Raw genomic sequence first — 22,255 nt, 5'->3', positions numbered from 1 at the left:
GTGATGAATGCCGGCCGCGTGGCCTTTCAGGCCGACGGCAGCACCGGTGCCCGCAAGGGGGTGCAGGTGAACCGCTTGGACGGGGGGCTGATCAAGGGCGGCAAGCCGCTGAGCTTCACCTTCGATGGCAAGCGTTTCAAGGGATTTGAGGGCGACACATTGGCCTCGGCCCTCTTGGCGAATGGCGTGCGGCTGATGGGCCGGTCGTTCAAATACCACCGTCCGCGGGGCGTGCTGACCTCCGGCTCCGAAGAGCCGAACGCGCTTGTCGAGCTGCGCAGCGGCGGGCGGCAGGAGCCGAACACCCGCGCCACCGTGGCGGAGCTGTATGACGGGCTGGAAGCGAACTCGCAGAACCGCTGGCCGTCGCTGCAGCATGACTTCATGGCGATCAACGACCGGTTCTCGAACTTCCTGACCGCGGGTTTCTACTACAAGACCTTCATGTGGCCTGCAGCGTTCTGGGAGAAGCTGTATGAGCCGATCATCCGCAAGGCGGCAGGTCTGGGCAGCATCAGTTTCGAGGCGGACCCGGATGCCTATGACAAGGGCTTCCTGCATTGCGATCTCTTGGTGATCGGGGCCGGTCCCACCGGCCTGATGGCAGCGCTGACTGCGGGCCGGGCCGGTGCGCAGGTGATCATTGCCGATGAGGATTTCCTGCTGGGCGGGCGTCTGAATGCGGAAACCTTTGGCATCGGCGATCTGGCTGGGTCTGCCTGGGTCGAGCAGGCGCAGGCGGAGCTGGCGGCTATGCCGAACGTGCGGGTGATGCCGCGCACCACCATTATCGGCGCCTTTGATCACGGTATCTATGGCGCGGTGGAGCGGACTGCCGACCACGTGCTGGCGCCGGAGGCGGGCAAGCCGCGGCAGATCCTGTGGCGGATCTATTCCAAGCGGGCGATGCTGGCGGCGGGCGCAACTGAACGCCCCATTGCGTTTGAGAACAACGACCGTCCCGGCGTGATGCTGGCCGGTGCCGTGCGCGCCTATGCCAACCGCTGGGCGGTGACGCCGGACCAAACCGTTGCGGTTTTCACCAACAACGACGACGGCCACCGCACTGCCGCCGACCTGATCGCCAAGGGCGTCAAGGTGACCGCGGTGATCGACACCCGCGCCGATGCGCCCGCGGTCGAGGGGGCTGAGCTTTTTGCCGGTGCAAAGGTGATCGACACCAAGGGCCGGCTGGGCCTGGAATCCGTCCGCCTTCGTCTCGCCAGCGGCATCACCCGCGACGTGCCTTGCGGGGCACTGGCGGTGTCCGGCGGCTGGAACCCGAACGTGCATCTGACCTGCCACCAGCGCGGCCGCCCGGCCTGGCGCGAGGATATTGCGGCCTTTGTGCCGGCAGGCGAGCTGCCGCAGAGCATGGTCGTCGCCGGTGCCGCCAATGGCGATTTCTCCACCGCCGCCGCGCTGCGCGCCGGTGCCGAGGGCGCCGTGGCCGCATTGTCGGAGCTGGGTATCGAGGCAAAAGCTGCCGATCTGCCTGAGGCTGAGGATGCGCCGGTCAACGTGACCCCCTTCTGGTATGTGAAGGAAGGCAAGGGCCGCGCCTGGCTGGATCAGCAGAACGACGTCACCGTCAAGGACGTAAAGCTGGCGCACCAGGAGAACTTCCGCTCTGTCGAGCACCTGAAGCGTTACACCACCCTTGGCATGGCAACCGATCAGGGCAAGACCTCCAACATGGGCGGCCTGGCGATCATGGCTGAGCTGGCGGGCAAGCAGATCCCCGAGGTCGGCACCACCATGTTCCGCCCGCCCTATACGCCGGTGTCCTTCGGTGTGATGGCAGGCCGCTCTGTGGGCGAGGAGTTCCGCCCCACACGCAAGACGCCCAGCCACAAATGGGCTGAGGAGCAGGGTGCGGTGTTTGTCGAGGTCGGCCAGTGGCTGCGGGCGCAGTGGTTCCCCCAGGCGGGCGAAACCCATTGGCGTCAGTCGGTGGACCGCGAGGTGCTGCAGACCCGCAATTCGGTCGGTGTCTGCGATGTGACCACGCTGGGCAAGATCGACGTGCAGGGCAAGGATGCCGCCGAGTTCCTGAACAAGATGTATGCCAATGCCTTTGCCAAGCTGCCGGTGGGCAAGGTCCGCTATGGGCTGATGCTGCGCGAGGACGGCATTGCCTATGACGACGGCACCGCGGCGCGGTTTGCCGAGGATCATTTCGTGGTGACCACCACCACCGCCAACGCAGTTCTGGTCTACCGCAACATGGAATTTGCGCGCCAGTGCCTGTTCCCTGACATGGATGTGCAGCTGATCTCGACAACCGAGGCCTGGGCGCAGTTCGCGGTGGCGGGTCCGAATGCCCGCAAGCTGCTGCAAAAAGTCGTGGACCCCGAGTTCGATATCTCGAACGAGGCGTTCCCCTTCATGGCCTGCGGGGAAGTGACCGTGGCGGGCGGCTGCCGGGCGCGGCTTTTCCGGATCTCCTTCTCGGGCGAGCTGGCCTATGAGATCGCGGTGCCGACCCGCTATGGCGATGCGATGATCCGCAAGCTGATGGAAGCGGGCGAGGAGTTCGGCGCTGTGCCTTACGGCACCGAGGCGCTGGGCGTCATGCGGATCGAGAAGGGCCATGCCGCCGGCAATGAGCTGAACGGCACCACTTCGGCTCTGAACCTCGGCATGGGCCGGATGGTCAGCAAGAAGAAGGATTGCATCGGCAATACCTTGAGCGAACGCGAAGGCATGAACCAGGAGGATGCGCTGAAGCTGGTGGGCTTCAAGCCGGTGAATGCCGCCGATCCGGTGCAGGCCGGGGCACATCTGATGAACGCCGATGGCGAGGTCAGCGCGGCCACCGATCAGGGCTATATCACCTCTGCCGCTTATTCGCCGGTGCTGGGGTGCTCGATCGGGATCGGCTTCCTGAAGCGCGGTGATGCGCGCAAAGGGGAGGTGATCCGTGCGGTCAATCCGCTGGAGGGCCGCGAAATCCAGGTCGAAGTTGTCAGCGCGCATTTTGTGGATCCGGAAGGGGAGCGTCTCCGTGGGTAAGTTTGATAATCATGGGCTCAAAGCCATCTCTCCGCTGGGCGGGTATGAGCCGCGGGTGGATGTCTTCACGGGTCTCCAGATCCGGGAAGTCACTGACCGGGCGCTGGCCTCCTTGGCGGCGCGTCAAGGCAGCGAAAATGCGGTGAAATCTGCGGCCGCGTCTTATCTGGGCGGGGCGTTGCCGGAGGCTGCCAGCTGGACTGAGCACGGCGTGTTTGCTGCCTGGTGGATGGGGCCGGACCTGTGGATGATCTCTGCTCCGCATGACAGCCATGAGCTGATGGCGGCGGATCTGAAGCAGGCCGTGGGAGAGGCGGGCTCTGTGGTGGAGCAAACCGACGGCTGGTGCCGCTTCGACATGGAGGGCCCGCGCTGCTTTGACGTGCTGGAACGGCTGTGCAACGCCAATGTCCGTGCGGGCAAGGCGGGCGACGCCACCCGCACCTCGATGGAGCATCTGGGTGTGTTCCTGCTGTGCCAGGCGCCGGGGCAGGGTTATTCGATCATCGGCCCGCGGTCCTCGGCAGCATCGCTGCATCATGCGCTGGTGGCGGCTGCGAAGTCTGTGATCTGAACAAGAAAAGGCCGGTGGTTTCCTGAAGAATCACCGGCCTTTTTGTGTCTGGTCTTTCCTGCCTGGAGGGATCAGGCTGAGGGGATCGGCCGGTTGTCCTGGACCCTGAACAGGTTCACCTTGCGGCGTTCCTCCTGTGGAGTGACGCCGAAGCTTTCGCGGTAGTGCTGCGACAGGGTGGAGGAGGTGGCATAGCCCACCGCATTGGCGATCGAGGTGATCGAGTCGCGGGAATACATCACCAGCTGCCGTGCCGCATTCATCCGCAGGGTGCGGTAATAGATGGCCGGGCTTTGGCCGGTGGCGGCCTTGAAGCTGCGCTCCAGCTGGCGCGGCGAAACGCCGATTTCGCTGGCGGCATCACGGATTGAGACCGGGTGCTCCAGATTGTCGGCAAACAGCTCAACCGCCTTGGCAACCGGCGGCGGCAGGCTGTCGGCGGTGCTGTCGGTCTTGAAGGCGGGGATTTTCTGACGCACGCCCTCGGCCCGGACCATCGGGTGTTGGAACCAGCAGGCGACCTCTGTCATCACGGCGTCGCCCATGGCGCGCTCTATCAGTTTCAGCGACAGGTCAAACATTGCCGCGGCGCCGCTGGCGGTGAACCGGCGGCGGTCCAGCACGATCACGTCATCGACGGTGGCGAGGGACGGGAATTCGGCGGTGAACGCTGCCTTGTAGCACCAGTGGACCGAACAGCTGTGGCCGTCGAGCAGGCCGGAGCGGGCCAGCGGGAAAACCCCGCCGGAAACCGCGCCCATGGTGGTGCCGTGCCGGGCCAGGTGGCGCAGCTTGCCGTTGGAGGCCTTTGGGTCCTCGAACTTGCCTTGCGGGCTGGACAAGAGGAACAGGGTGTCGACGCCGTCGGCCTCATCCAGGGCGCAGTCTGGCTGGAAGGCCACATTGGCGGAAGCGTTCACGCTGTCACCGGTTTCGGACACCAGTTTCCATCGGAAGGTTTCAGAGCCGGCAATTTCATTTGCCGCGCGCAGGGGTTCGATGGCCGAGGTCAGGCAGGCCATTGGAAAGCCGGGAAAAATCAGAAAACCGAGTGTCATGGTGTTATCGCGCTGCATGGGGTGAATTATAGCTTGCGAAGAGAGATTCGCACAGCGGCGAAGGGGGGCCTGCGCCGTACAGGAAGGGGAAAACGGCGCAGGCGTATCTGCCGGGGACGAGTCCCTAGTTCTGCAGATATGCTTCCAGCGAGTCGTCCAGGGCGTCCTTCCACGGGGTGTGGTGCACGGGTGCCATGGTGCCGGTGATCACTGATTTGTAGGAGTTGTTGCGGAAGGCCATGATGTCCTGGGCCTTGTGGCCTTTCCACTCATAGAAGGCCTGGCAGGCGCCCGCCACGTCGAAGGTCGGGTAGTCGGTCTCCTCGATCAGTTCCAGCACGTAGTCGCCCTGGTACTTGATCGCGTATTTGACGTCGTCTGAGGCTTCCTCGCGCTCTTCGCGCTCCTTGACGTCGGCCAGAAGGGTTTCCTTGTCCGCCGGAATCTGGATCTTGCCCATGATCGCGTCGCGGACCCACCAGGCCTGGGCGTCGAACATGTTGAAGGTGAACCACTGATCCTGCATGCCCAGATAGAACATCTTGGGGTTATGGGCAAAGACCACGCCTTTGTAGAGGTCGGCGGTGGCCAGGCGATTGGCGGTTTTCAGGCGCAGGTCGTCCGGCAGGAAGTTGAAGAAGTGCTTGTAGCCGGTGCAGAGGATGATCGCATCGACTTCCTTCTGGGTGCCGTCAACGAAGGTGGCAGTGTTGCCGGACACCGATTCCAGCGCCGGAACCTCGTCCCAGTTGTCCGGCCATTTGAAGCCCATCGGTGCTGAGCGGTAGGAGGTGGTGATCGACTTGGCGCCGTATTTCCAGCACTGGGAGCCGATGTCTTCGGCAGAATAGGAAGAGCCCAAAAGCAGGATGTCCTTGCCTGCAAATTCGCGGGCATCACGGAAGTCGTGGGCGTGCAGGACGCGGCCGTTGAAGGTGTCGAAACCAGGGTAGAACGGCACATTCGGGGTTGAGAAGTGGCCCGAGGCGCAGATCACGTGATCGAAGTCTTCCTTGTAGGTGCTGTCCTTGGCGTAGTCATGCACGGTGACGGTGAAATTGCCCTTGTCCTCGTTGTATTCGACCCAGCGGATCGGGGAGTTGAAGCGGATCCACTTGCGCACATCCGCCTTTTTCACCCGGCCTTCGATGTAGTCGAACAGCACGGCGCGCGGCGGGTAGGAGGCGATCTGTTTGCCGAAATGCTCTTCGAATGAATAGTCGGCAAACTCCAGGCCTTCCTTGGGCCCGTTGGACCACAGGTAGCGGTACATAGAGCAGTGCACCGGCTCGCCGTTTTCGTCCAGGCCGGTACGCCAAGTGTAGTTCCACAGGCCGCCCCAGTCGTCCTGCTTTTCAAAACAGACGATTTCCGGGATCTCCTCGCCCTTGTTGGCCGCGGACTGGAAGGCGCGCAGCTGGGCCAGGCCTGAAGGGCCGGCGCCGATGATGGCAATACGTTTCTTGGTCATCTGGTTCTCCCGTTGGTTCGGACCAATATCTTAATTTGGCTCATTTGGTCTGGTCCAATTAGGTCCAAACTTGCACCAATAAGTCAACATTTTTTCACATGCGGAATGTTTTTGGGCGCAATTGGACTGGAAACGCGTTGTTTTCTTGGTAGGATTTCAAATATGAAGACGACCAGTTTTGTGCACCAGTTGACCGCCCGCGCGGCGTTGCCGCGGCTGTCCGTGGGGATGGCAGAATCAGTGAATATCGGGTTCCTTGGCCCGCTTTCGGGTCCTGTGGAGAGCTGGGGGCTGCCCGGATTGAACGGCTGCCGGATCTGGGAGGACGGGCTGAACAAGGCCGGCGGGGTGCTGATCGGCGGCCGCCGCTATCCGATCCGGATCCACTCATACGATTGCGGCTACGACCCTGAACGCGCGCTGGAAGGTGCGGTTGAACTGGTTCAGCAGCACAACGTGAAGCTGATGCTGATGCTGGGCGGTGATACCTTCGCGCCGGTGCGCGACTTCCTGATGCGCAACAAGGTGCTGACGTCCACGCTGCTGCCCAGCGACCTGTCGCCGGACACGCCCTATTTGATTGCGCCAAGCGAGGCGCACCCGATTCAGAATGTGACCGGGGTGTCCTGGCTGGCGGAAAACCGGCCGGAGCTGAAAACGGTGGCCCTGTGCAGCCAGTTCGATCTTCTGGGGCTGCCTTCGCAAGCTGTATACCGGGCGGCGTTCAAGGCGGCGGACAAGGAGATCCTGCACGAGGTGCAGTATGATCCCGGTTCCAGTGATCCGGCGCCGGTGGTGGATCCGATGCTGGAAAGCGGCGCCGATATCCTGTGCTGGTGCTCGTCTTATGCGCCGATGGTGCACGCAATGACCGAATATGCCCATTCCAAAGGCTTCAAAGGGCAGATCATCAGTTGCACCATGGACGGTTATGACCGGCTGGTGGAGCGGACCTCGCCGGACTTCATGGAGGGGGTGGTGTTCCAGTTTCCGGATTTTGATGATCCGATGCTTCGGGAAAAGGCGTTTTTCTTCAACCGGCCGCATGTGTTCTATGAGGAGTACAACCGGCGTTTCCCGGGCAGCTGGTCTGCGGTGAGCTGGGAATATGTGGCGATCCTGGATATCTGGCACAGCGCGGTGGAGAAGGCGGGATCGGTCGCGCCGCCCTCGGTGCTGGCAGCAATGAAACAGCTGGGCCATGTCACCCACGCCTTTGGCCACGCGGAATGGTGGGGTGAAGAAATATTCGGTATTTCCAATGCCTTGGTGGGCGATTGGCCGGTGGTGACGATCCAGGACGGCAAGGCGCGGATTGCGGATTTCAAGTCGATCCCCGCCTGGCTGGCGCAGCATTCAGGTCTGCTGAAATCAGAGATGGAAGCGCTGGGGCAGCTGTGGCACCAGCGGCTGGAAAGCGATGCGCCGGGCAGCGAGGTCAGCTCGCGTGCGGTGGAGGGCTGAGCGGGATCAGACCTCCTGCAGCAGCAGCTTCTGCTCGTCGATAAGGTGCAGCTTGATGAATTCCACCGCCGATTCCACATCGCGCGAGGCGATGGCGTTGAACAGCGTGTTGTAGCGCTTTTGGTAGTCCTGAATCCGCTGCGGCGTCAGGTGGCGGCGGCGCAGCGCAGTGCGGTAGGACAGGCGGCAGGCCTCGATCGTCAGCTCGTAGCAGGAGTGCAGCAGCGGGTTGCCGGTGCCTTCGGCGATTTTGCGGTAGAGATCCTCCTCCGCATCGATGAATTCACCTGGGTCAGTGCGCACGGCTTCGACACGGGACAGGATCTGATCCAGCTCCTCGATCTGGCGCGGGGTCATGTTGATCACTGCCAGCCGCACCAGTTCCGGCTCCAGAATGCCGCGCACCACAAGATGGTCGAGCGGTGAAACCTCGTTGGCCAGCGAGCTATAGGAGGTGGCTTCCGGCTTGGGGTCGGAGCGGTATTTCACAAAGCTGCCGGAGCCGGCCCGGCGGTGGATCACGTTCTGGGTGGCCAGAACATCCAGCGCCTCCCGCACGGTGTTGCGGGCGACGCCCAGTTCGGACGCCAGTGTGCGTTCCGAGGGCAGCCGGGTGTCCACCGGGTAGGTGTCGGATTTGATCCGGGCAAACAGCGTGTCGATCACCACCTGCACCGTGGCGCCGACGGAATGGGTGGTCAGAATTTGCGAAGTGGTTTCTTCCGCTGAGCTCATGGTCTGTCTTTTCCGGGCCGTGTGAGCGGGAAACCCTGCTCCTGAGTGCTGTGCGCTCGCTGCTTATGCCAGTGTGGGTGGCGGTGTTGCAGGTGTTTTCACAGCGGTGATTGGGTCTCAGATTAGCGGTTCCGCTGCTAGTCAGCAAGGACAGCTCTGCGAATTGGTTCTGTGTTGTGGTGTTTTCACAGGTTTAGACGGACGGCGCTATCTCTCTGTTTTTCTGCCATTTTTAGGTCGCAGAGCGAAGTCACTGTCTGGAGGGCCGCAAAATTGGTGCCTTTTTGGTCTGGAGGCCGCAAGCGCGAACCGGGTCTGTCTTCTGGCGGCGGTGGCCCTGTGTCCCTGCCGGCTTGATTTTCAGGTCACGCCGGATGCCGCCCTTCGGTAGGCGGGCGCAGCGCCGCGGCAACAAATTTCTTTCCTGTGGCGGTAAGGGGTTGGGAAAAATGAGTAATGGCAGTAAAATAATTTTCGCAGCATTCCTTGCGTTTGGGAAAGTTTTTACATATCGGCTGCTGCGCGCTTGTCAGAGGCCATCCATAAGGAAGATAACACAGTGGCTAAACTCAAAGATGATAGTGACGCAGTGGCAAATAACCTTTCCCAAGACCCGCACCGGGTCCGTGATGGTGCAGAAAAAGTTCTGGAAGTGGCGATTGGCCGCGAGGTGCGGTCGTTCCGGCGGCAGCAAGGGATCACAGTGGCGGATCTGGCCAATCTGACCGGGCTGTCAATCGGGATGCTGTCGAAGATCGAGAACGGCAACACCTCGCCTTCGCTTACCACTTTGCAGCTTCTGGCCAATGCGCTGAGCGTGCCGATCACGTCGTTTTTCCGGCGGTTTGAGGAAAGCCGCGAGGCGGTGCACACCAAGTCCGGTGAAGGCGCGGAGACCGAGCGTGCGGGCACACGGGCCGGGCATCAGTACCAGCTGCTGGGGCATCTCGGCGCCAATGCATCCGGCGTGATGGTGGAGCCTTACATGATCACTCTGACCGAGGAGTCGGATGTGTTTCCGACCTTCCAGCATGACGGTGTGGAGATGCTTTATATGCTGGAGGGTGAGGTTGACTACCGGCATGGCGACAAGGTGTTCCCGCTGAAGCCGGGCGATACGCTGTTCTTTGATGCGGATGCGCCGCACGGGCCGGAGCAGTTGGTCAAGCTGCCGGCGCGGTACCTGTCGATCATTTCCTACCCGCAATCGAGCTGACGCGCGGCGGCGGTGCTCCCGCCGGTTCCGCGGCATCAGAAGATGCCCCTCACCGTTGGGCCAAGCGCCGCGCGATGCGCGGCGCTGTTGTGTTCTGCTGCTGCCTGGCCGGTTGCCGCCCGCGGCGCGCAAGGCGCGCTGCCCGGCCCAACGCCGCACCGGGTGCGGGAGCAGCCTGCGGCTGGATGCGGGGGCGGGAGTGCGCCGTTTCCGAACCGCAGGCAAAAAGAAACTGCCGGAGCCAGAGGCAGCGGCAGTCAGTGAAGCGGGCCTAAGTGACAGGGGTAGGGACGGCCCGCAAGTCCGCTCGGGATCAGTCGTCGTCGGGCCAGATGCCGTCTGAGGTCGGGGTGCCGTCGTCAAACTGCGACAGCCATTCCACCATCAGCGGGCGGTTGTCGATGAAGCCCTTGTAGGTCGCCAGCTCCTCCGGCAGGTCGCGGATCACCCGGTGGAGGCGGCGCGCCCATTTCGGCACTGTTACCAGATCGTTGAAGCTGATCAGGTAGCAGCGGATCGGGAACACCAGCGCGTTGGAGCGCGGCAGGCGGAAGAAGGTCTGCAGTTCGACCCGCAGGTGCTGTTTCTCGCCGATGTTCTCCATCGTCAGCCCCTGCTTCATCACGCCCCATTTGTGGTAGTTCTCGGGGCTGGTGTCGAGCAGCGGATTGACCGTCATGGTCCAGTTCAGGCGGCGGGCGGGCTGGCCCTGCTGGATGTTCAACAGGAACTTCAGCGCGCGGACGAAGATGCCCATCTCATGCGCCTTCGGCACCGGGGCGTGCCATTCAAAGAAGTTCATGCCAATGTCGAAGTCCAACGACCAGTCGGCCTGTGTGGTGACCATGCCGGCGTCCATCCACAGGTTGTCGTCGCGCTGGTCCAGCACCGCAAAGTCGCCCTGGGTCTGGCGGGTGATGTATTCCATCGGGCCGTAGGGCAGGGTGCTTTCATCAAGGAAGGTGAAGGTGTCGTCGATGCCCAGCGGCTTGTTGATCCAGCGCCAGCGGTTGCCGTCCTTGTGCAGTTCAAACAGGTCCGGGTATTCGGCTGCCTTGGCTTCCATGATCAGCTCGACCAGATCCCAGCCCGCAAGAGTCATATGCGGCAGCGACTGGCAGCGCAGCGGGTCGTTTGCCAGCACCCGGGCGCGGTCCTTCATTTCCGAGACATAGTGTTCGTCCACGTCGAAGGTGCGTTCGAACACCGAGCCGGGCCGGTAGGATTTATGCGGCTCCATGTTCACCGAATACATGTAGCTGTCTTCGTGGAACGGGAAGGGGAAGCGTTTGATTGCCCAGTCCGAGTTCTTGAAGGTGAAATCGCCGTAGAAGGTTTCGTCGTTGAATTGAATGGTCATCTTTCTCTTCCTCAGCGATCCAGAACCAGTGTCTTGCCTTCAAAGCGCGACACGCAGGGCATGATGTGTTTGCCGCCGGCCTTTTGCTCGTCGGTCAGCCAGTGGTCGTAGTGCAGGAACTTGCCGTCGTAGCCGATGACATTGGTTTCGCACTGGCCGCAGGCGCCGCCGCGGCAGAGGTAGGGGGCGTCGATGCCCGCCGCTTCCAATGCTTCCAGCAGCGATTGATGCTCGCCGACCTGAACGATCTTGTTGGAGGCCGCGCATTTCACCTCAAAAGGCTTGCCGGAGGCAGGTGCCAGGAATTCCTCGGAATGCACCGCCTCGCGCGGCCAGCCCATGTCCTCGGCTGTGCTATGCACCCAGTTGATCATGCCCTTGGGGCCGCAGACATAGACGTTCGTGCCTAGCGGCTGATTGGCGAGCAGGGTCTTGAGGTCGATCGCCTCTTTCTGGTCGTCATGGTAGATGTGCACCTTGCCCGGGTAGCGCTCGGACAGTTCGTTGGCATAGGTGCCGAGCGAGGCTGTGCGGACCGAATAGTGCAGTTCGAAATTGCCGCCCATCATCGACAGCTGATGCATCTGCGCCATGAAGGGGGTGATGCCGATGCCGCCGGCCAGCATCAGGTGCTTCTTGGCCCGCAGGTCCAGCGAGAACAGGTTGACGGGGTTGGAGATCACCATCTCCATGCCCTCTTTCACCTGGGAATGCATGAATTTGGAGCCGCCGCGGCCCTGGTCGTCGCGGCGCACAGAAATTGTATAGGCGCCGCGGTCGGCCGGGTTGGACATCAGCGAGTAGGCGTTCAGGCGGGTGATATCGCCGTCCTGCATCTCGACCACGGTATGCGCGCCGCCCGAGAAGGTGGGCAGGTCGCCGCCGCCGGTGCGGACGAATTTGAAACGGGTGACCAGGTCGTTGATCGGTTTGACCTCGGCCACGGTGACATTCAGTTTTGCGGTGCCAGCACTCATTTGAACAGCTCCACTTTCTCGGGGATGTTGCCCGGATCCTCGGCATCCACCCGCACACCCTGAAAGGCGGCGAGGCGGCGCGAATAGTGATCGCGCACGAACAGGCTGAGGCCGCAGTGACTGCATTCGAACGGGTCGGTGGTGACGTCCTCGGTGATGCCCTTGCAGTGCACGCATTGCATGCGCCGCGCGGTGGAGCCGCGGTGTTCAGTCTGGATGGCGGTGTGCGGAATGCCAGCGGCTGTGGCCTCGGCCATGGCCTGGCCCATCAGGCTTTCGGTGCCTGAGAGGTAGACCTGCGTGCCCATGTGGCAGTCCTGCAAGGCGCGGCGGATGCGGCTCTGTGCGGCTTCGTAAGACGGGCCTGCGTAATATTTGCCGGCCCCCAGTGCCTCCAGCTGGCTGCTGTATTTGGTGCCGGTCTTCTTGGGGATGTAGATGATATGGGCCTTGGCCCAGAAGTCCGCGTCTGCGGAATTGGCCAGATCCAGGATCGCCTCGGCGCCTTCGGCGTCGGCGATCATCAGGTGGCCGCTGCCGGAGCGGGCCTCAAGCTCGCCGTAAACCGGGCGGCTGGTGATGGAAGGGGGGAATTCGGTCTTAGACATGTGGGTCGCTTTTCCTGCAGTCCGGGTGAACGAAAGCGGGCGCCCCCGAACGGGGACGCCCGGGATCCGGATCAGCCCTTTGCGGTGCGGATCGATTTGTCCTTGTCGTAGAAGGGCATCTCTTCGGCGGTGGCGGCAATCTCTGTGCCGTCGCCGTTGCGGACAGTCAGCTTGGTGCCCGGCTTGGCGCAGGCGACCGGCATCCGGGCGATGCCCACGTTGTGGTTGTTCACCTCGGAGTACATGCCGTAGGTGACCACGCCGACCTTCTCGCCGTTCTGCAAGAGATCCGCGCCTTCGTCCGCGGGGGTCTTGCCCTCCAGCATGACGCCATAGATCTTGAAGCGTTCCTTGCCTTCGGCGGCATAATGGTTCTCGGCGCCGATGAAGCCGGTCTTGCCCGGGGAGACGGTAAACTCGAGGCCCAGTTCCCACAGAGTGTCGCCGCAGGGCTCATCGTCGAACGGGTAGGTCTCGGAGTTGTCGCCCGGATAGAACAGAAGGTAGCTTTCGGTGCGCAGCAGGTCGAGGGTGGAGAATTGCACGGGAACGATGCCCATCCCCTTGCCCTTGTCCAGGATGCTGTCCCAGAGATGCACCGCGTCCTTGGCCTGGCAGAAAATTTCATAACCGCGCTCGCCGGTGTAGCCGGTACGCGAGATCATCACCGGGCAGCCGAACAGCTTGGTCTGGATGATGCCGAAATAGGCCAGATCGCGGATGCCGGGCACATATTCGGCTAGGAAGTCCACGGCGACGGGGCCTTGCAGCGACATGTCGTGCAGGTTGTCGTCGAACACAACCGAGCAATTCTTGCCGGCGGCAACGCTGCTGAGCTGTTCCATTCCGGTGCCGGTGCCGTGGACCACCATCCAGCTGTTCACCGACAGGCGGTAGATGATGCAGTCATCCACGAACTTGCCCTGTTCATTCAGGATCGAGGCATAGGTGGAGCGGCCCGGCATGATCTTTTCGACGTTGCGGGTGGTGACCCGGTCGATGACCTGGGCAGCGTGCTCGCCCACGACGTGGACTTTCTTGAGGCCGGACACGTCCATGAGGCCCGCCTTGGTGCGGACCGCCTCATAGTCGGCCTTGGCGCGCTCGGGGGTGTGGTCATAGAACCAGGCGGTTCCCATGCCATTCCAATCTTCCAGCTCGCCGCCGATTTCCTTGTGGCGCTGGGCCAGTGCTGAAGTCCGCCAGATGATGGCCATTTTTTGCGTCTCCCTATTGGTGCGGACCAAAACTCTTGATTTGGTTCCTTTGGTCCGGTCCAGTTAGCCAAGGGAGGAGGGTTCATGTCAACGATTATTCCTAACAGGAAAAAGATTTCTCTTAAAAGGCGGTTTTTGAACGTGTTTGCGGCATGAATTGGCCTGAAACGGTCTTTTTGGTCTTCGGCTTGGGGTTGCGGCGGGCCTTTGGTGGCCCGCTGAGAGTGAGAATCGCTGTGCGGCTGTGCCGGAGATTCGCGTGATTCCGTCGCAAATTGACGATGCGCCCTTGGATTGGATGGCCCTTCCTTCCGCGGTCTCCTGCCTGAAACTGTTGCGCTGCGGCAGATGTTTAGCCCTTGAAAGTCCAAGGCTTAGGGGTCGCATCGGGAGTGGTAAGTGCCGTTTCTTGGTTGCAATGATTTCCCCAAAGGTAACAATTTTTCACATGATTATTGACAGCTCGCCCCCCTGAGACCCAATAATATAGGAAAATAATTTTCCCAAGAGGCAAAAAGCCCGGGATACTGCCAACAGGAGGGCAAAACATTGGATGGAAATCTGAACGCGTTAACGACGGTGTTCACCGAGTTCTATTACTGGGTGACCGTCGTCTTCATGTTCCTCATTCACGTGGGGTTCTGCATGTATGAGGTTGGCGCCAGCCGCCACCGCAACCACATGCATACACTGATGAAGAACATCATGATCATTCCGCTGGTCACGGTGACCTTCTTTTTCTTCGGCTGGTGGATCTACTGGTCCTTCCCGAACTTCCCGTTCTTCGGCGGGCTGAATCATGATGCGGGGGCTGCGAACCTGCCGTGGTCGGAAAACATGGGCACCAACCTGTCGGACCGGATCACCGGTGTGTTCTGGGCAGCGTTCCTGCTGTTCTCCTGGACTGCGGCCTCGATCGTGTCCGGTGCGGTCATTGAGCGGATCCGCTCTTCCGCTCTGTGGGTGCATGCCGTCATGATCGGTTCGGTGTTCTGGATCATCGACGCGGCCTGGGGCTGGCACGCCGAGGGCTGGATGGTGAAGTACCTGGGCTACCATGATGCCTATGCCTCCGGCGTGATCCACGCGATTGCCGGCGGTTATGCGCTGGGTGTCATTATGGTGCTTGGCCCGCGTCTGGGCAAGTTTGCCGCCGATGGCACTCCGCGGGACATCCCGCCGCATAACCCCTGGATGCTGACCATCGGGATCTTCCTGATCTATTCGGGTTTCTGGGGTTTTTACGCAGCCTGCAACATCCCGGCGATCTCGCCTGAGGGCATTGGCGGCCTGCTGACTGGCGAGACCTGGACAGCCACCAATATCTACCTGGCGCCGACCTCGCTGTCCGCAATCACCTTCAACTTCCTGATGTCGCTGTCCGGCGGCCTGATGGCAGCCTATGTGGTGTCCAAGGGCGATGCATTCTGGACCTTCTCCGGCGGTCTGGCGGGCATCATCACCGCCTCTGCGGGCAACGACCTGTACCACCCGATCCAGGCGATGCTGGTCGGCGCGGTTGGTGTCGTCATTGTTTACAAGCTGCACTACTGGGTCGAGCGTACTTTCAAGATCGACGATGCGGTCGGTGCGGTTGCGGTGCACGGTTATTCCGGCATCGTGGGCCTGATCATCGCAGGCTTCCTGCTGTGGGGCGCGCCGAGCTCGCCGTATGAAGGCTATGCCACCGTCAACCCGGTTGGTCAGACCATCGGCGCGGTGATCATGTTCTTCGTGCTCGGTTTCCTGCCTGCCTTTGTGATCTCCAAGATGCAGGCCGCGGCCGGCGTGCTGCGGATCCCGCTGGAGGTCGAACTGCAAGGTCTCGATTACGCTGAACACCATGCCTACGAAGATGCCAAAGCCGAAATCATCGCTGCTGACAAGGCTGCGCTGAATGGCGGCACTGTCCCAGCTGAATAAGGAGAACTGGAATGTCTACGATCGGTTATGACAGCTGGGCGGTGGACCTGGCAGAGGTTGGAGCGGTCTATCCGTTCCAGGGATCAGAAGGCCTGATGGTTGTTCTAGGGGTAATCTTCTGGATCGGCTGGCACAGGATCCAGTTTGTCCGCGAAGGCGCCCATCTCGATAAGGCTAAAGAGATGGGGGACAAGGAGAAAATAAGCGCTCTGCTCGAAAAATACTGATGTGGAGACCTGCAAAGGCGCGCCAGGACGGCGCGCCTTTCTTCCTTCTAAGGAAAATAAGTTTCATAAGAGTTGAATGAGTGAACGCAAACTGCTAGCGTTGATTCGAGATGAAAAGCAGGAGGCGCACCCATGTGCGGGATTGTCGGTCTTTTTCTGAAAGACAAATCACTAGAGCCAAAATTGGGCGATATGCTCACCGATATGCTCATCACCATGACGGACCGCGGTCCCGACAGTGCGGGCATTGCAATCTACGGATCCGAGGAGGGCGGGCGCACCAAGCTGACCGTTCAGTCGGACGTGCCTGAAGAGGCCTTTGACGGGCTGGACGGGGCGCTGGCCGAGGCGCTGAGCACCGATGTGTCGATCCGGGTCATCGATACCCACGCGGTGCTGGATGTGCCCGCGGGCAAGAGCGAGGAGGCCCGCGCTGCGCTGGCTGAGCTGCGCCCCGGCATGCGTGTCATGAGCGCGGGCGACACCATCGAGATCTACAAGGAAGTGGGTCTGCCCGAGAAGGTTGCCGAGCGTTTCAACGTGCGCGGCATGAGTGGTACCCACGGTATCGGCCACACTCGTATGGCTACCGAATCCGCCGTGACCACTGAGGGCGCACACCCGTTCTCCACCGGCTCGGACCAGTGCCTGGTGCACAACGGCTCACTGTCGAACCACAACTCCCTGCGCCGCAAGCTGCAGCGCGACGGTGTGCGGATCGAAAGCCAGAACGACACCGAAGTGGGTGCGGCTTACCTGACCTGGAAGATGCAGCACGGCGCCACCCTTGGCGAAGCGCTGGAGGGCACGCTGGAGGACCTGGACGGTTTCTTCAACTTTGTCGTCGGCACCAAGGACGGCTTTGGCGTGGTCCGCGACCCGATCGCCTGCAAGCCGGCCGTGATGGCAGAGACCGACCAGTATGTGGCCTTCGGTTCCGAATACCGCGCGCTGGTGAACCTGCCAGGCATCGAAGACGCCCGCGTCTGGGAGCCTGAACCCGCAACCGTTTACTTCTGGAACCACTAAGATGCAGACATATGATCTTGAAGCAAATGGCCTGCGCGGTCTGAACTCGGCCCTGCAGGAACTGAACGGCAGCTCCAACAAGACTGCCTGGGAAATCGTCAACCCCAAGGGCAGCCATGCGATTGCCGTTGGTCTGAACTCGCCTGTCGAGGTGACCGTCAAGGGCTCCACCGGGTACTACTGCGCCGGCATGAACCAGCAGGCGACGGTCCGGGTCGAGGGCTCGGTCGGGCCCGGTGTGGCGGAAAACATGATGTCCGGCACCGTGATCGTCGAGGGTGACGCCAGCCAGTATGCCGGGGCCACCGGCCACGGCGGCCTCCTGGTGATCAAGGGCAATGCCTCGTCACGCTGCGGTATCTCAATGAAGGGCATCGACATCGTCGTGCACGGCAACATCGGCCATATGTGCGCCTTCATGGGGCAGGCCGGCAACTTGGTGGTGCTGGGCGATGCCGGCGATGCGCTGGGCGACAGCTGCTACGAGGCGCGTTTCTTTGTGCGCGGCTCGGTCAAGAGCCTGGGTGCGGACTGCATCGAAAAGGAAATGCGCCCCGAGCACATCGAGATCCTGAAGGATCTGCTGGCCCGTGCAGGCGCCGACGCCAAGCCGGAAGAGTTCAAGCGCTACGGCTCCGCCCGCAAGCTCTACAACTTCGACGTCGACAACGCGCAAGCGTACTAAGGACAGGGATCAAAAGACATGGATAGCAATAACATCCCCCGTACGGTCCCGATCCAGTCGGCGACCTTCTCCAACCCCATCAACGCGGAAATACGCCGCGCCTCGGCCACCGGGATCTATGACATCCGCGGCGGCGGCGCCAAGCGGAAGGTGCCGCATTTCGACGACCTGCTGTTCCTTGGCGCCTCGATCTCGCGCTATCCACTGGAAGGCTACCGCGAGAAATGCGAGACCAAGGTGACGCTGGGCACCCGCTTTGCCAAAAAGCCGATTGAGCTGGATATTCCGATCACTATCGCGGGCATGAGCTTTGGCGCGCTGTCGGGTCCGGCGAAGGAGGCCCTGGGCCGCGGCGCATCGGCTGCGGGCACCTCGACCACCACAGGCGACGGCGGCATGACTCCGGAAGAGCGCGGCCATTCCACCAAGCTGGTCTACCAGTATCTGCCGTCCCGCTACGGCATGAACCCGGACGACCTGCGCAAGGCCGACGCGATTGAAGTTGTGGTCGGCCAAGGCGCCAAGCCGGGCGGCGGCGGTATGCTGCTGGGGCAGAAGATCTCTGACCGGGTTGCGGAAATGCGTACTCTGCCGAAAGGCATCGACCAGCGTTCTGCCTGCCGCCACCCGGATTGGACCGGCCCCGATGATCTGGAAATCAAGATCCTGGAGCTGCGCGAGATCACCGACTGGCAGGTGCCGATCTACATCAAGGTCGGCGGCACACGCCCCTATTACGACACTGCGCTGGCGGTGAAGGCCGGTGCTGACGTTGTGGTGCTGGACGGCATGCAGGGCGGCACCGCTGCCACCCAGGACGTGTTCATCGAACATGTCGGCCTGCCGACGCTCGCCTGTATCCGCCCTGCCGTGCAGGCGCTGCAGGATCTGGGCGTGCACCGCGAGGTTCAGCTGGTGGTCTCCGGCGGCATTCGCACCGGCGCTGATGTGGCCAAGGCGATGGCGTTGGGCGCCGACGCGGTCGCCATCGGCACCGCCGCACTGATCGCGCTGGGTGACAACGATCCGAAATGGGAAAGCGAGTACCAGAAGCTGGGCACCACCACTGGCGCCTATGACGACTGGCACGAGGGCAAGGACCCGGCCGGCATCACCACCCAGGACGCGGAACTGATGAAGCGCCTGGACCCGGTTGATGCGGGCCGCCGCCTGCGCAACTACCTCAAGGTGATGACGCTGGAGGCCCAGACCATTGCCCGCGCCTGCGGCCACAACCACCTGCATAACCTCGAGCCCGAGGATCTGTGCGCCCTGACCATGGAGGCCGCCGCGATGGCGCGGGTTCCGCTGGCCGGCACCGACTGGTACCCGGGCAAAGCAGGGTTCTGACGATTGGCGGGGCGCGGCCGGCAACGGTTCGCGCCCCATTTCCGAAATACGTTCAACAGGGAAAGGAAGTAAGACCATGACCACAGATCTGGCTGCTTTCGCAAAAGAAAAAGGCGTCAAATATTTCATGATCTCCTTCACCGACTTGTTCGGTGGCCAGCGCGCCAAGCTGGTGCCGGCTGAGGCGATCGCGGACATGCAGGAAGACGGGGCCGGCTTTGCCGGTTTTGCCACTTGGCTTGACCTGACGCCCGCGCACCCGGACATGCTGGCGGTGCCGGATCCGTCCTCGGTGATCCAGCTGCCGTGGAAGCCGGAGGTCGCCTGGGTGGCGGCTGACTGCGTCATGGAGGGCGAAGACGTGGCCCAGGCGCCGCGCAACGTGCTGCGCCGCCTGATCAAGGAAGCTGCGGACGAAGGGCTGCATGTGAAGACCGGCATCGAGGCCGAGTTCTTCCTGCTGTCGCCGGACGGGGAGCAGATTTCCGACCCGTTCGATACGGCTGAAAAACCCTGCTACGACCAGCAGGCGGTGATGCGCCGCTATGATGTGGTGCGCGAGATCTGCGACTACATGCTGGAGCTGGGCTGGGGCCCGTACCAGAACGACCATGAGGACGCCAACGGCCAGTTCGAGATGAACTGGGAGTTCGACGACGCGCTGTCGACCGCCGACAAGCACAGCTTCTTCAAGTTCATGACCAAGTCGGTGGCGGAAAAGCACGGTTACCGGGCAACCTTCATGCCGAAACCGGTCGAGGGTCTCACCGGCAACGGCTGCCACGCCCATATCTCGGTCTGGGACGCGCCGGGCAAGGATTCCCGGGTCAACGTCTTTGCCGGTGAAAAAGGCACGGGCCAGATTGCCGAGCTGGGCCTGTCGGAGCAGGGCGGCTGGTTCCTGGGCGGCATCATGAAGCACGCATCAGCCCTGGCGGCGATCACCAACCCGACGGTGAACTCCTACAAGCGCATCAACGCGCCGCGCACGATGTCCGGGGCCACCTGGGCGCCGAACACCGTGACCTGGACCGGCAACAACCGCACCCACATGGTGCGCGTCCCCGGCCCCGGCCGGTTTGAGCTGCGCCTGCCGGACGGGGCGGTGAACCCCTACCTGCTGCAGGCGGTGATCATTGCGGCGGGCCTTTCCGGCGTCCGCTCCAAGGCCGATCCCGGCCCGCGCCACGACATCGACATGTATGCCGAGGGCCACAAGATCACCGATGCGCCGAAACTGCCGCTGAACATGCTGGATGCTCTGCGCTTCTACGACAAGGACGACGGTTTGAAGGCGATGATGGGTGAGGAGTTCTCTGCTGCCTACCTGAAGATGAAGCAGCAGGAGTGGAACTCCTTCGTCAATCACTTCTCCCGCTGGGAGAAGGACAACACGCTGGACATCTAGGCACTGATTCCCCTGTCCGGCTTTCGGGCCGGACTTTGCACGGCCCGGGTTCTGCCCGGGCCCTTTTTGTTTGCGGCAGCGCCTGCCGCATATGCGCCGTTTTCACCCCGGGTGAAAAACCGCCTGTTTCCTATCGGCGGCGGAAATGCGGAAAATGCCCGCTTTTGCACTGAAAACCTGGCAGGAGGGTGTTGACGGTCAGGAAAATAAATTGAGTAATAGGAATATATCTTGCCTCGCACTCAACAAGTGCCGCGGGGAGTGAACCGGAACGGATGGCAGCAGGGAGATGGCCATGAGCTACAAGAGTGACATCGAGATTGCGCGTGAGGCGCAGAAGAAGCCGATCCAGGAGATTGGCGCGAAGATCGGGATTTCCAGCGATGACCTGCTGCCCTACGGCCATGACAAGGCGAAGGTGAGCCAGGCGTTCATCGACTCTGTGCAGTCCAAGGAAGACGGCAAGCTGATCCTGGTGACCGCGATCAACCCGACGCCGGCGGGCGAAGGCAAGACCACCACCACCGTGGGTCTGGGCGACGGTCTGAACCGGATCGGCAAGAACGCGATGATCTGTATCCGCGAAGCCTCGCTGGGCCCGAACTTCGGCATGAAGGGCGGCGCTGCAGGCGGCGGCTATGCCCAGGTTGTGCCGATGGAGGAGATGAACCTCCACTTCACCGGCGACTTCCACGCCATCACCTCGGCCCACTCGCTGCTGTCGGCGATGATCGACAACCACATCTACTGGGGCAACGAGTGCGACATCGACACCCGCCGCGTCGCCTGGCGCCGTGTGGTCGACATGAACGACCGCGCTCTGCGCCAGATCACCGCGTCGCTGGGCGGTGTGTCCAACGGTTTCCCGCGCGAAGCCGGCTTTGACATCACCGTGGCGTCGGAAGTGATGGCGATCCTCTGCCTCGCGAACGACCTCAAGGACCTGGAAAAGCGCCTGGGCGACATCATCGTGGCCTACCGCCGCGACAAGACCCCGGTCTACTGCCGCGACATCAAGGCAGAGGGCGCGATGACCGTGCTGCTGAAGGACGCGATGCAGCCGAACCTGGTGCAGACCCTGGAAAACAACCCGGCCTTCGTGCACGGCGGCCCCTTCGCCAACATCGCACACGGCTGCAACTCGGTGATCGCCACCAAGACCGCCTTGAAAGTCGCCGACTATGTCGTCACCGAAGCAGGCTTTGGCGCTGACCTCGGTGCCGAGAAGTTCATGAACATCAAGTGCCGCAAGGCAGGCATCGCGCCGTCGGCGGTGGTGCTGGTGGCCACCGTGCGCGCGATGAAGATGAACGGCGGCGTTGCCAAGGCAGACCTCGGTGCCGAGAACGTCGATGCGGTGAACTCCGGCTGCGCCAACCTCGGCCGCCACATCGAGAACGTCAAATCCTTCGGCGTGCCGGTTGTGGTTGCGATCAACCACTTCGTCACCGACACCGATGCCGAAGTTGACGCGGTCAAAGCCTACTGCGCCAGCCATGGCGTCGAAGCAGTGCTGTCACGCCACTGGGAGCTGGGCTCCGAGGGCTCCGCGCCGCTGGCCGAGAAGGTTGTCGAGATCGTCGACGCCGGTTCCGCCAACTTCTCGCCGATCTACCCGGACGACATGCCGCTGTTCGAGAAGATCGAGACCATCGCCAAGCGCATCTACCGCGCCGACGAGGTGCTGGCGGACAACAAGATCCGCAACCAGCTGAAGGAATGGGAAGACGCGGGCTACGGCAACCTGCCGGTCTGCATGGCCAAGACCCAGTACTCCTTCTCGACCGACCCGAGCTTGCGCGGTGCGCCGGTGGGCCACTCGGTGCCGGTGCGCGAAGTGCGCCTGTCGGCCGGTGCGGGCTTCATCGTTGCGGTCTGCGGCGAGATCATGACCATGCCGGGCCTGCCGCGCACCCCTGCGGCGGAAACCATCCGCCT

Annotated in this window: 18 protein-coding genes; 11 read left to right on the top strand and 7 right to left on the bottom strand. The window is 62.1% G+C overall.

What is annotated here, in order from left to right; all coding sequences use genetic code 11:
- Nucleotides 1-3 precede the first annotated feature (3 nt).
- Nucleotides 4-3,015: a sarcosine oxidase subunit alpha family protein gene (locus RA25_RS13105; RefSeq protein WP_052254253.1), complete on the top strand. Its 3,012-nt coding sequence runs from the start codon at nt 4-6 to the stop codon at nt 3,013-3,015.
- Nucleotides 3,008-3,589: a sarcosine oxidase subunit gamma gene (locus RA25_RS13100; RefSeq protein ID WP_039172932.1), complete on the top strand. Its 582-nt coding sequence runs from the start codon at nt 3,008-3,010 to the stop codon at nt 3,587-3,589. The genes RA25_RS13105 and RA25_RS13100 overlap by 8 nt, the downstream gene beginning before the upstream one ends.
- A 71-nt stretch (nt 3,590-3,660) precedes the next feature.
- Here the strand turns inward: RA25_RS13100 and RA25_RS13095 are convergent, their stop codons facing one another.
- Nucleotides 3,661-4,665, bottom strand: a complete 1,005-nt coding sequence (locus RA25_RS13095) for a GlxA family transcriptional regulator (protein WP_039172929.1) — start codon at nt 4,663-4,665, stop codon at nt 3,661-3,663.
- A 106-nt stretch (nt 4,666-4,771) separates the two neighbouring features.
- Nucleotides 4,772-6,118: an NAD(P)-binding domain-containing protein gene (locus tag RA25_RS13090; protein WP_039172926.1), complete on the bottom strand. Its 1,347-nt coding sequence runs from the start codon at nt 6,116-6,118 to the stop codon at nt 4,772-4,774.
- A gap of 162 nt (nt 6,119-6,280) precedes the next feature.
- Here RA25_RS13090 and RA25_RS13085 point away from each other — a divergent pair, with 162 nt between their 5' ends.
- Entirely contained in the window at nt 6,281-7,582 is a 1,302-nt protein-coding gene (locus tag RA25_RS13085; RefSeq protein WP_039172923.1) for an ABC transporter substrate-binding protein, read from the top strand.
- 6 nt (nt 7,583-7,588) lie between these two features.
- On the opposite strand, the gene RA25_RS13080 is transcribed toward RA25_RS13085, so the two are convergent.
- Nucleotides 7,589-8,317: a FadR/GntR family transcriptional regulator gene (locus RA25_RS13080; protein ID WP_039172920.1), complete on the bottom strand. Its 729-nt coding sequence runs from the start codon at nt 8,315-8,317 to the stop codon at nt 7,589-7,591.
- 559 nt (nt 8,318-8,876) lie between these two features.
- Between RA25_RS13080 and RA25_RS13075 the strand changes: the two genes are divergently transcribed.
- On the top strand, nt 8,877-9,533 hold the full coding sequence (locus tag RA25_RS13075; protein WP_052254252.1) for a helix-turn-helix domain-containing protein: 657 nt from the start codon (nt 8,877-8,879) through the stop codon (nt 9,531-9,533).
- 313 nt (nt 9,534-9,846) lie between these two features.
- On the opposite strand, the gene RA25_RS13070 is transcribed toward RA25_RS13075, so the two are convergent.
- The 4 genes from RA25_RS13070 to RA25_RS13055 all read right to left on the bottom strand — a co-directional run bounded on the left by RA25_RS13070 (nt 9,847) and on the right by RA25_RS13055 (nt 13,695).
- On the bottom strand, nt 9,847-10,893 hold the full coding sequence (locus RA25_RS13070) for a heme-dependent oxidative N-demethylase family protein (RefSeq protein WP_039172918.1): 1,047 nt from the start codon (nt 10,891-10,893) through the stop codon (nt 9,847-9,849).
- An 11-nt stretch (nt 10,894-10,904) separates the two neighbouring features.
- Nucleotides 10,905-11,870, bottom strand: a complete 966-nt coding sequence (locus RA25_RS13065) for a PDR/VanB family oxidoreductase (protein WP_039172915.1) — start codon at nt 11,868-11,870, stop codon at nt 10,905-10,907.
- Nucleotides 11,867-12,478 carry a dimethylamine monooxygenase subunit DmmA family protein gene (locus RA25_RS13060; RefSeq protein ID WP_019294527.1) on the bottom strand — a complete coding sequence of 204 codons (612 nt, stop codon included), beginning with the start codon at nt 12,476-12,478 and terminating at the stop codon, nt 11,867-11,869. Before RA25_RS13060 ends, RA25_RS13065 begins: the two co-directional genes overlap by 4 nt.
- A gap of 71 nt (nt 12,479-12,549) precedes the next feature.
- A complete protein-coding gene (locus RA25_RS13055) occupies nt 12,550-13,695 on the bottom strand; it encodes an aminomethyltransferase family protein (RefSeq protein ID WP_039172914.1) in 1,146 nt (381 codons plus the stop codon).
- A 549-nt stretch (nt 13,696-14,244) separates the two neighbouring features.
- On the opposite strand from RA25_RS13055, the gene RA25_RS13050 reads away from it, so the two are divergent.
- From RA25_RS13050 to RA25_RS13020, 7 genes are all read left to right on the top strand, one after another.
- A complete protein-coding gene (locus tag RA25_RS13050) occupies nt 14,245-15,618 on the top strand; it encodes an ammonium transporter (protein WP_029204636.1) in 1,374 nt (457 codons plus the stop codon).
- 11 nt (nt 15,619-15,629) lie between these two features.
- Nucleotides 15,630-15,845 (top strand): hypothetical protein, encoded by a 216-nt coding sequence (locus RA25_RS13045; protein ID WP_019294524.1) that lies wholly within the window; start codon nt 15,630-15,632, stop codon nt 15,843-15,845.
- 132 nt (nt 15,846-15,977) lie between these two features.
- Nucleotides 15,978-16,874 (top strand): class II glutamine amidotransferase, encoded by an 897-nt coding sequence (locus tag RA25_RS13040; RefSeq protein WP_039172911.1) that lies wholly within the window; start codon nt 15,978-15,980, stop codon nt 16,872-16,874.
- 1 nt (nt 16,875) lies between these two features.
- On the top strand, nt 16,876-17,559 hold the full coding sequence (locus tag RA25_RS13035) for a GltB/FmdC/FwdC-like GXGXG domain-containing protein (RefSeq protein WP_019294522.1): 684 nt from the start codon (nt 16,876-16,878) through the stop codon (nt 17,557-17,559).
- Nucleotides 17,560-17,577: 18 nt separating this feature from the next.
- Entirely contained in the window at nt 17,578-18,909 is a 1,332-nt protein-coding gene (locus RA25_RS13030) for an FMN-binding glutamate synthase family protein (protein ID WP_019294521.1), read from the top strand.
- Nucleotides 18,910-18,985: 76 nt separating this feature from the next.
- Nucleotides 18,986-20,317, top strand: a complete 1,332-nt coding sequence (gene glnT, locus RA25_RS13025) for a type III glutamate--ammonia ligase (RefSeq protein ID WP_039172908.1) — start codon at nt 18,986-18,988, stop codon at nt 20,315-20,317.
- A 295-nt stretch (nt 20,318-20,612) separates the two neighbouring features.
- Nucleotides 20,613-22,255: formate--tetrahydrofolate ligase (locus tag RA25_RS13020; protein WP_039173210.1), on the top strand; the 1,643-nt coding region annotated here is incomplete at its 3' end.

The organism is Leisingera sp. ANG-S5 (genome assembly GCF_000813925.1).
Classification (GTDB): Bacteria; Pseudomonadota; Alphaproteobacteria; order Rhodobacterales; family Rhodobacteraceae; genus Leisingera.
This window is presented reverse-complemented; position numbering and strand designations above follow the sequence as displayed.

Coding starts and splice junctions, on each gene's coding strand:
- RA25_RS13090 (WP_039172926.1), bottom strand. CDS start 6,118: ATGACCAAGAAACGTATTGCCATCATCGGCGCCGGCCCTTCAGGCCTG.
- RA25_RS13105 (WP_052254253.1), top strand. CDS start 4: ATGAATGCCGGCCGCGTGGCCTTTCAGGCCGACGGCAGCACCGGTGCC.
- RA25_RS13070 (WP_039172918.1), bottom strand. CDS start 10,893: ATGACCATTCAATTCAACGACGAAACCTTCTACGGCGATTTCACCTTC.
- RA25_RS13085 (WP_039172923.1), top strand. CDS start 6,281: ATGAAGACGACCAGTTTTGTGCACCAGTTGACCGCCCGCGCGGCGTTG.
- RA25_RS13065 (WP_039172915.1), bottom strand. CDS start 11,870: ATGAGTGCTGGCACCGCAAAACTGAATGTCACCGTGGCCGAGGTCAAA.
- RA25_RS13045 (WP_019294524.1), top strand. CDS start 15,630: ATGTCTACGATCGGTTATGACAGCTGGGCGGTGGACCTGGCAGAGGTT.
- RA25_RS13080 (WP_039172920.1), bottom strand. CDS start 8,317: ATGAGCTCAGCGGAAGAAACCACTTCGCAAATTCTGACCACCCATTCC.
- RA25_RS13040 (WP_039172911.1), top strand. CDS start 15,978: ATGTGCGGGATTGTCGGTCTTTTTCTGAAAGACAAATCACTAGAGCCA.
- glnT (WP_039172908.1), top strand. CDS start 18,986: ATGACCACAGATCTGGCTGCTTTCGCAAAAGAAAAAGGCGTCAAATAT.
- RA25_RS13095 (WP_039172929.1), bottom strand. CDS start 4,665: ATGCAGCGCGATAACACCATGACACTCGGTTTTCTGATTTTTCCCGGC.
- RA25_RS13030 (WP_019294521.1), top strand. CDS start 17,578: ATGGATAGCAATAACATCCCCCGTACGGTCCCGATCCAGTCGGCGACC.
- RA25_RS13055 (WP_039172914.1), bottom strand. CDS start 13,695: ATGGCCATCATCTGGCGGACTTCAGCACTGGCCCAGCGCCACAAGGAA.
- RA25_RS13060 (WP_019294527.1), bottom strand. CDS start 12,478: ATGTCTAAGACCGAATTCCCCCCTTCCATCACCAGCCGCCCGGTTTAC.
- RA25_RS13035 (WP_019294522.1), top strand. CDS start 16,876: ATGCAGACATATGATCTTGAAGCAAATGGCCTGCGCGGTCTGAACTCG.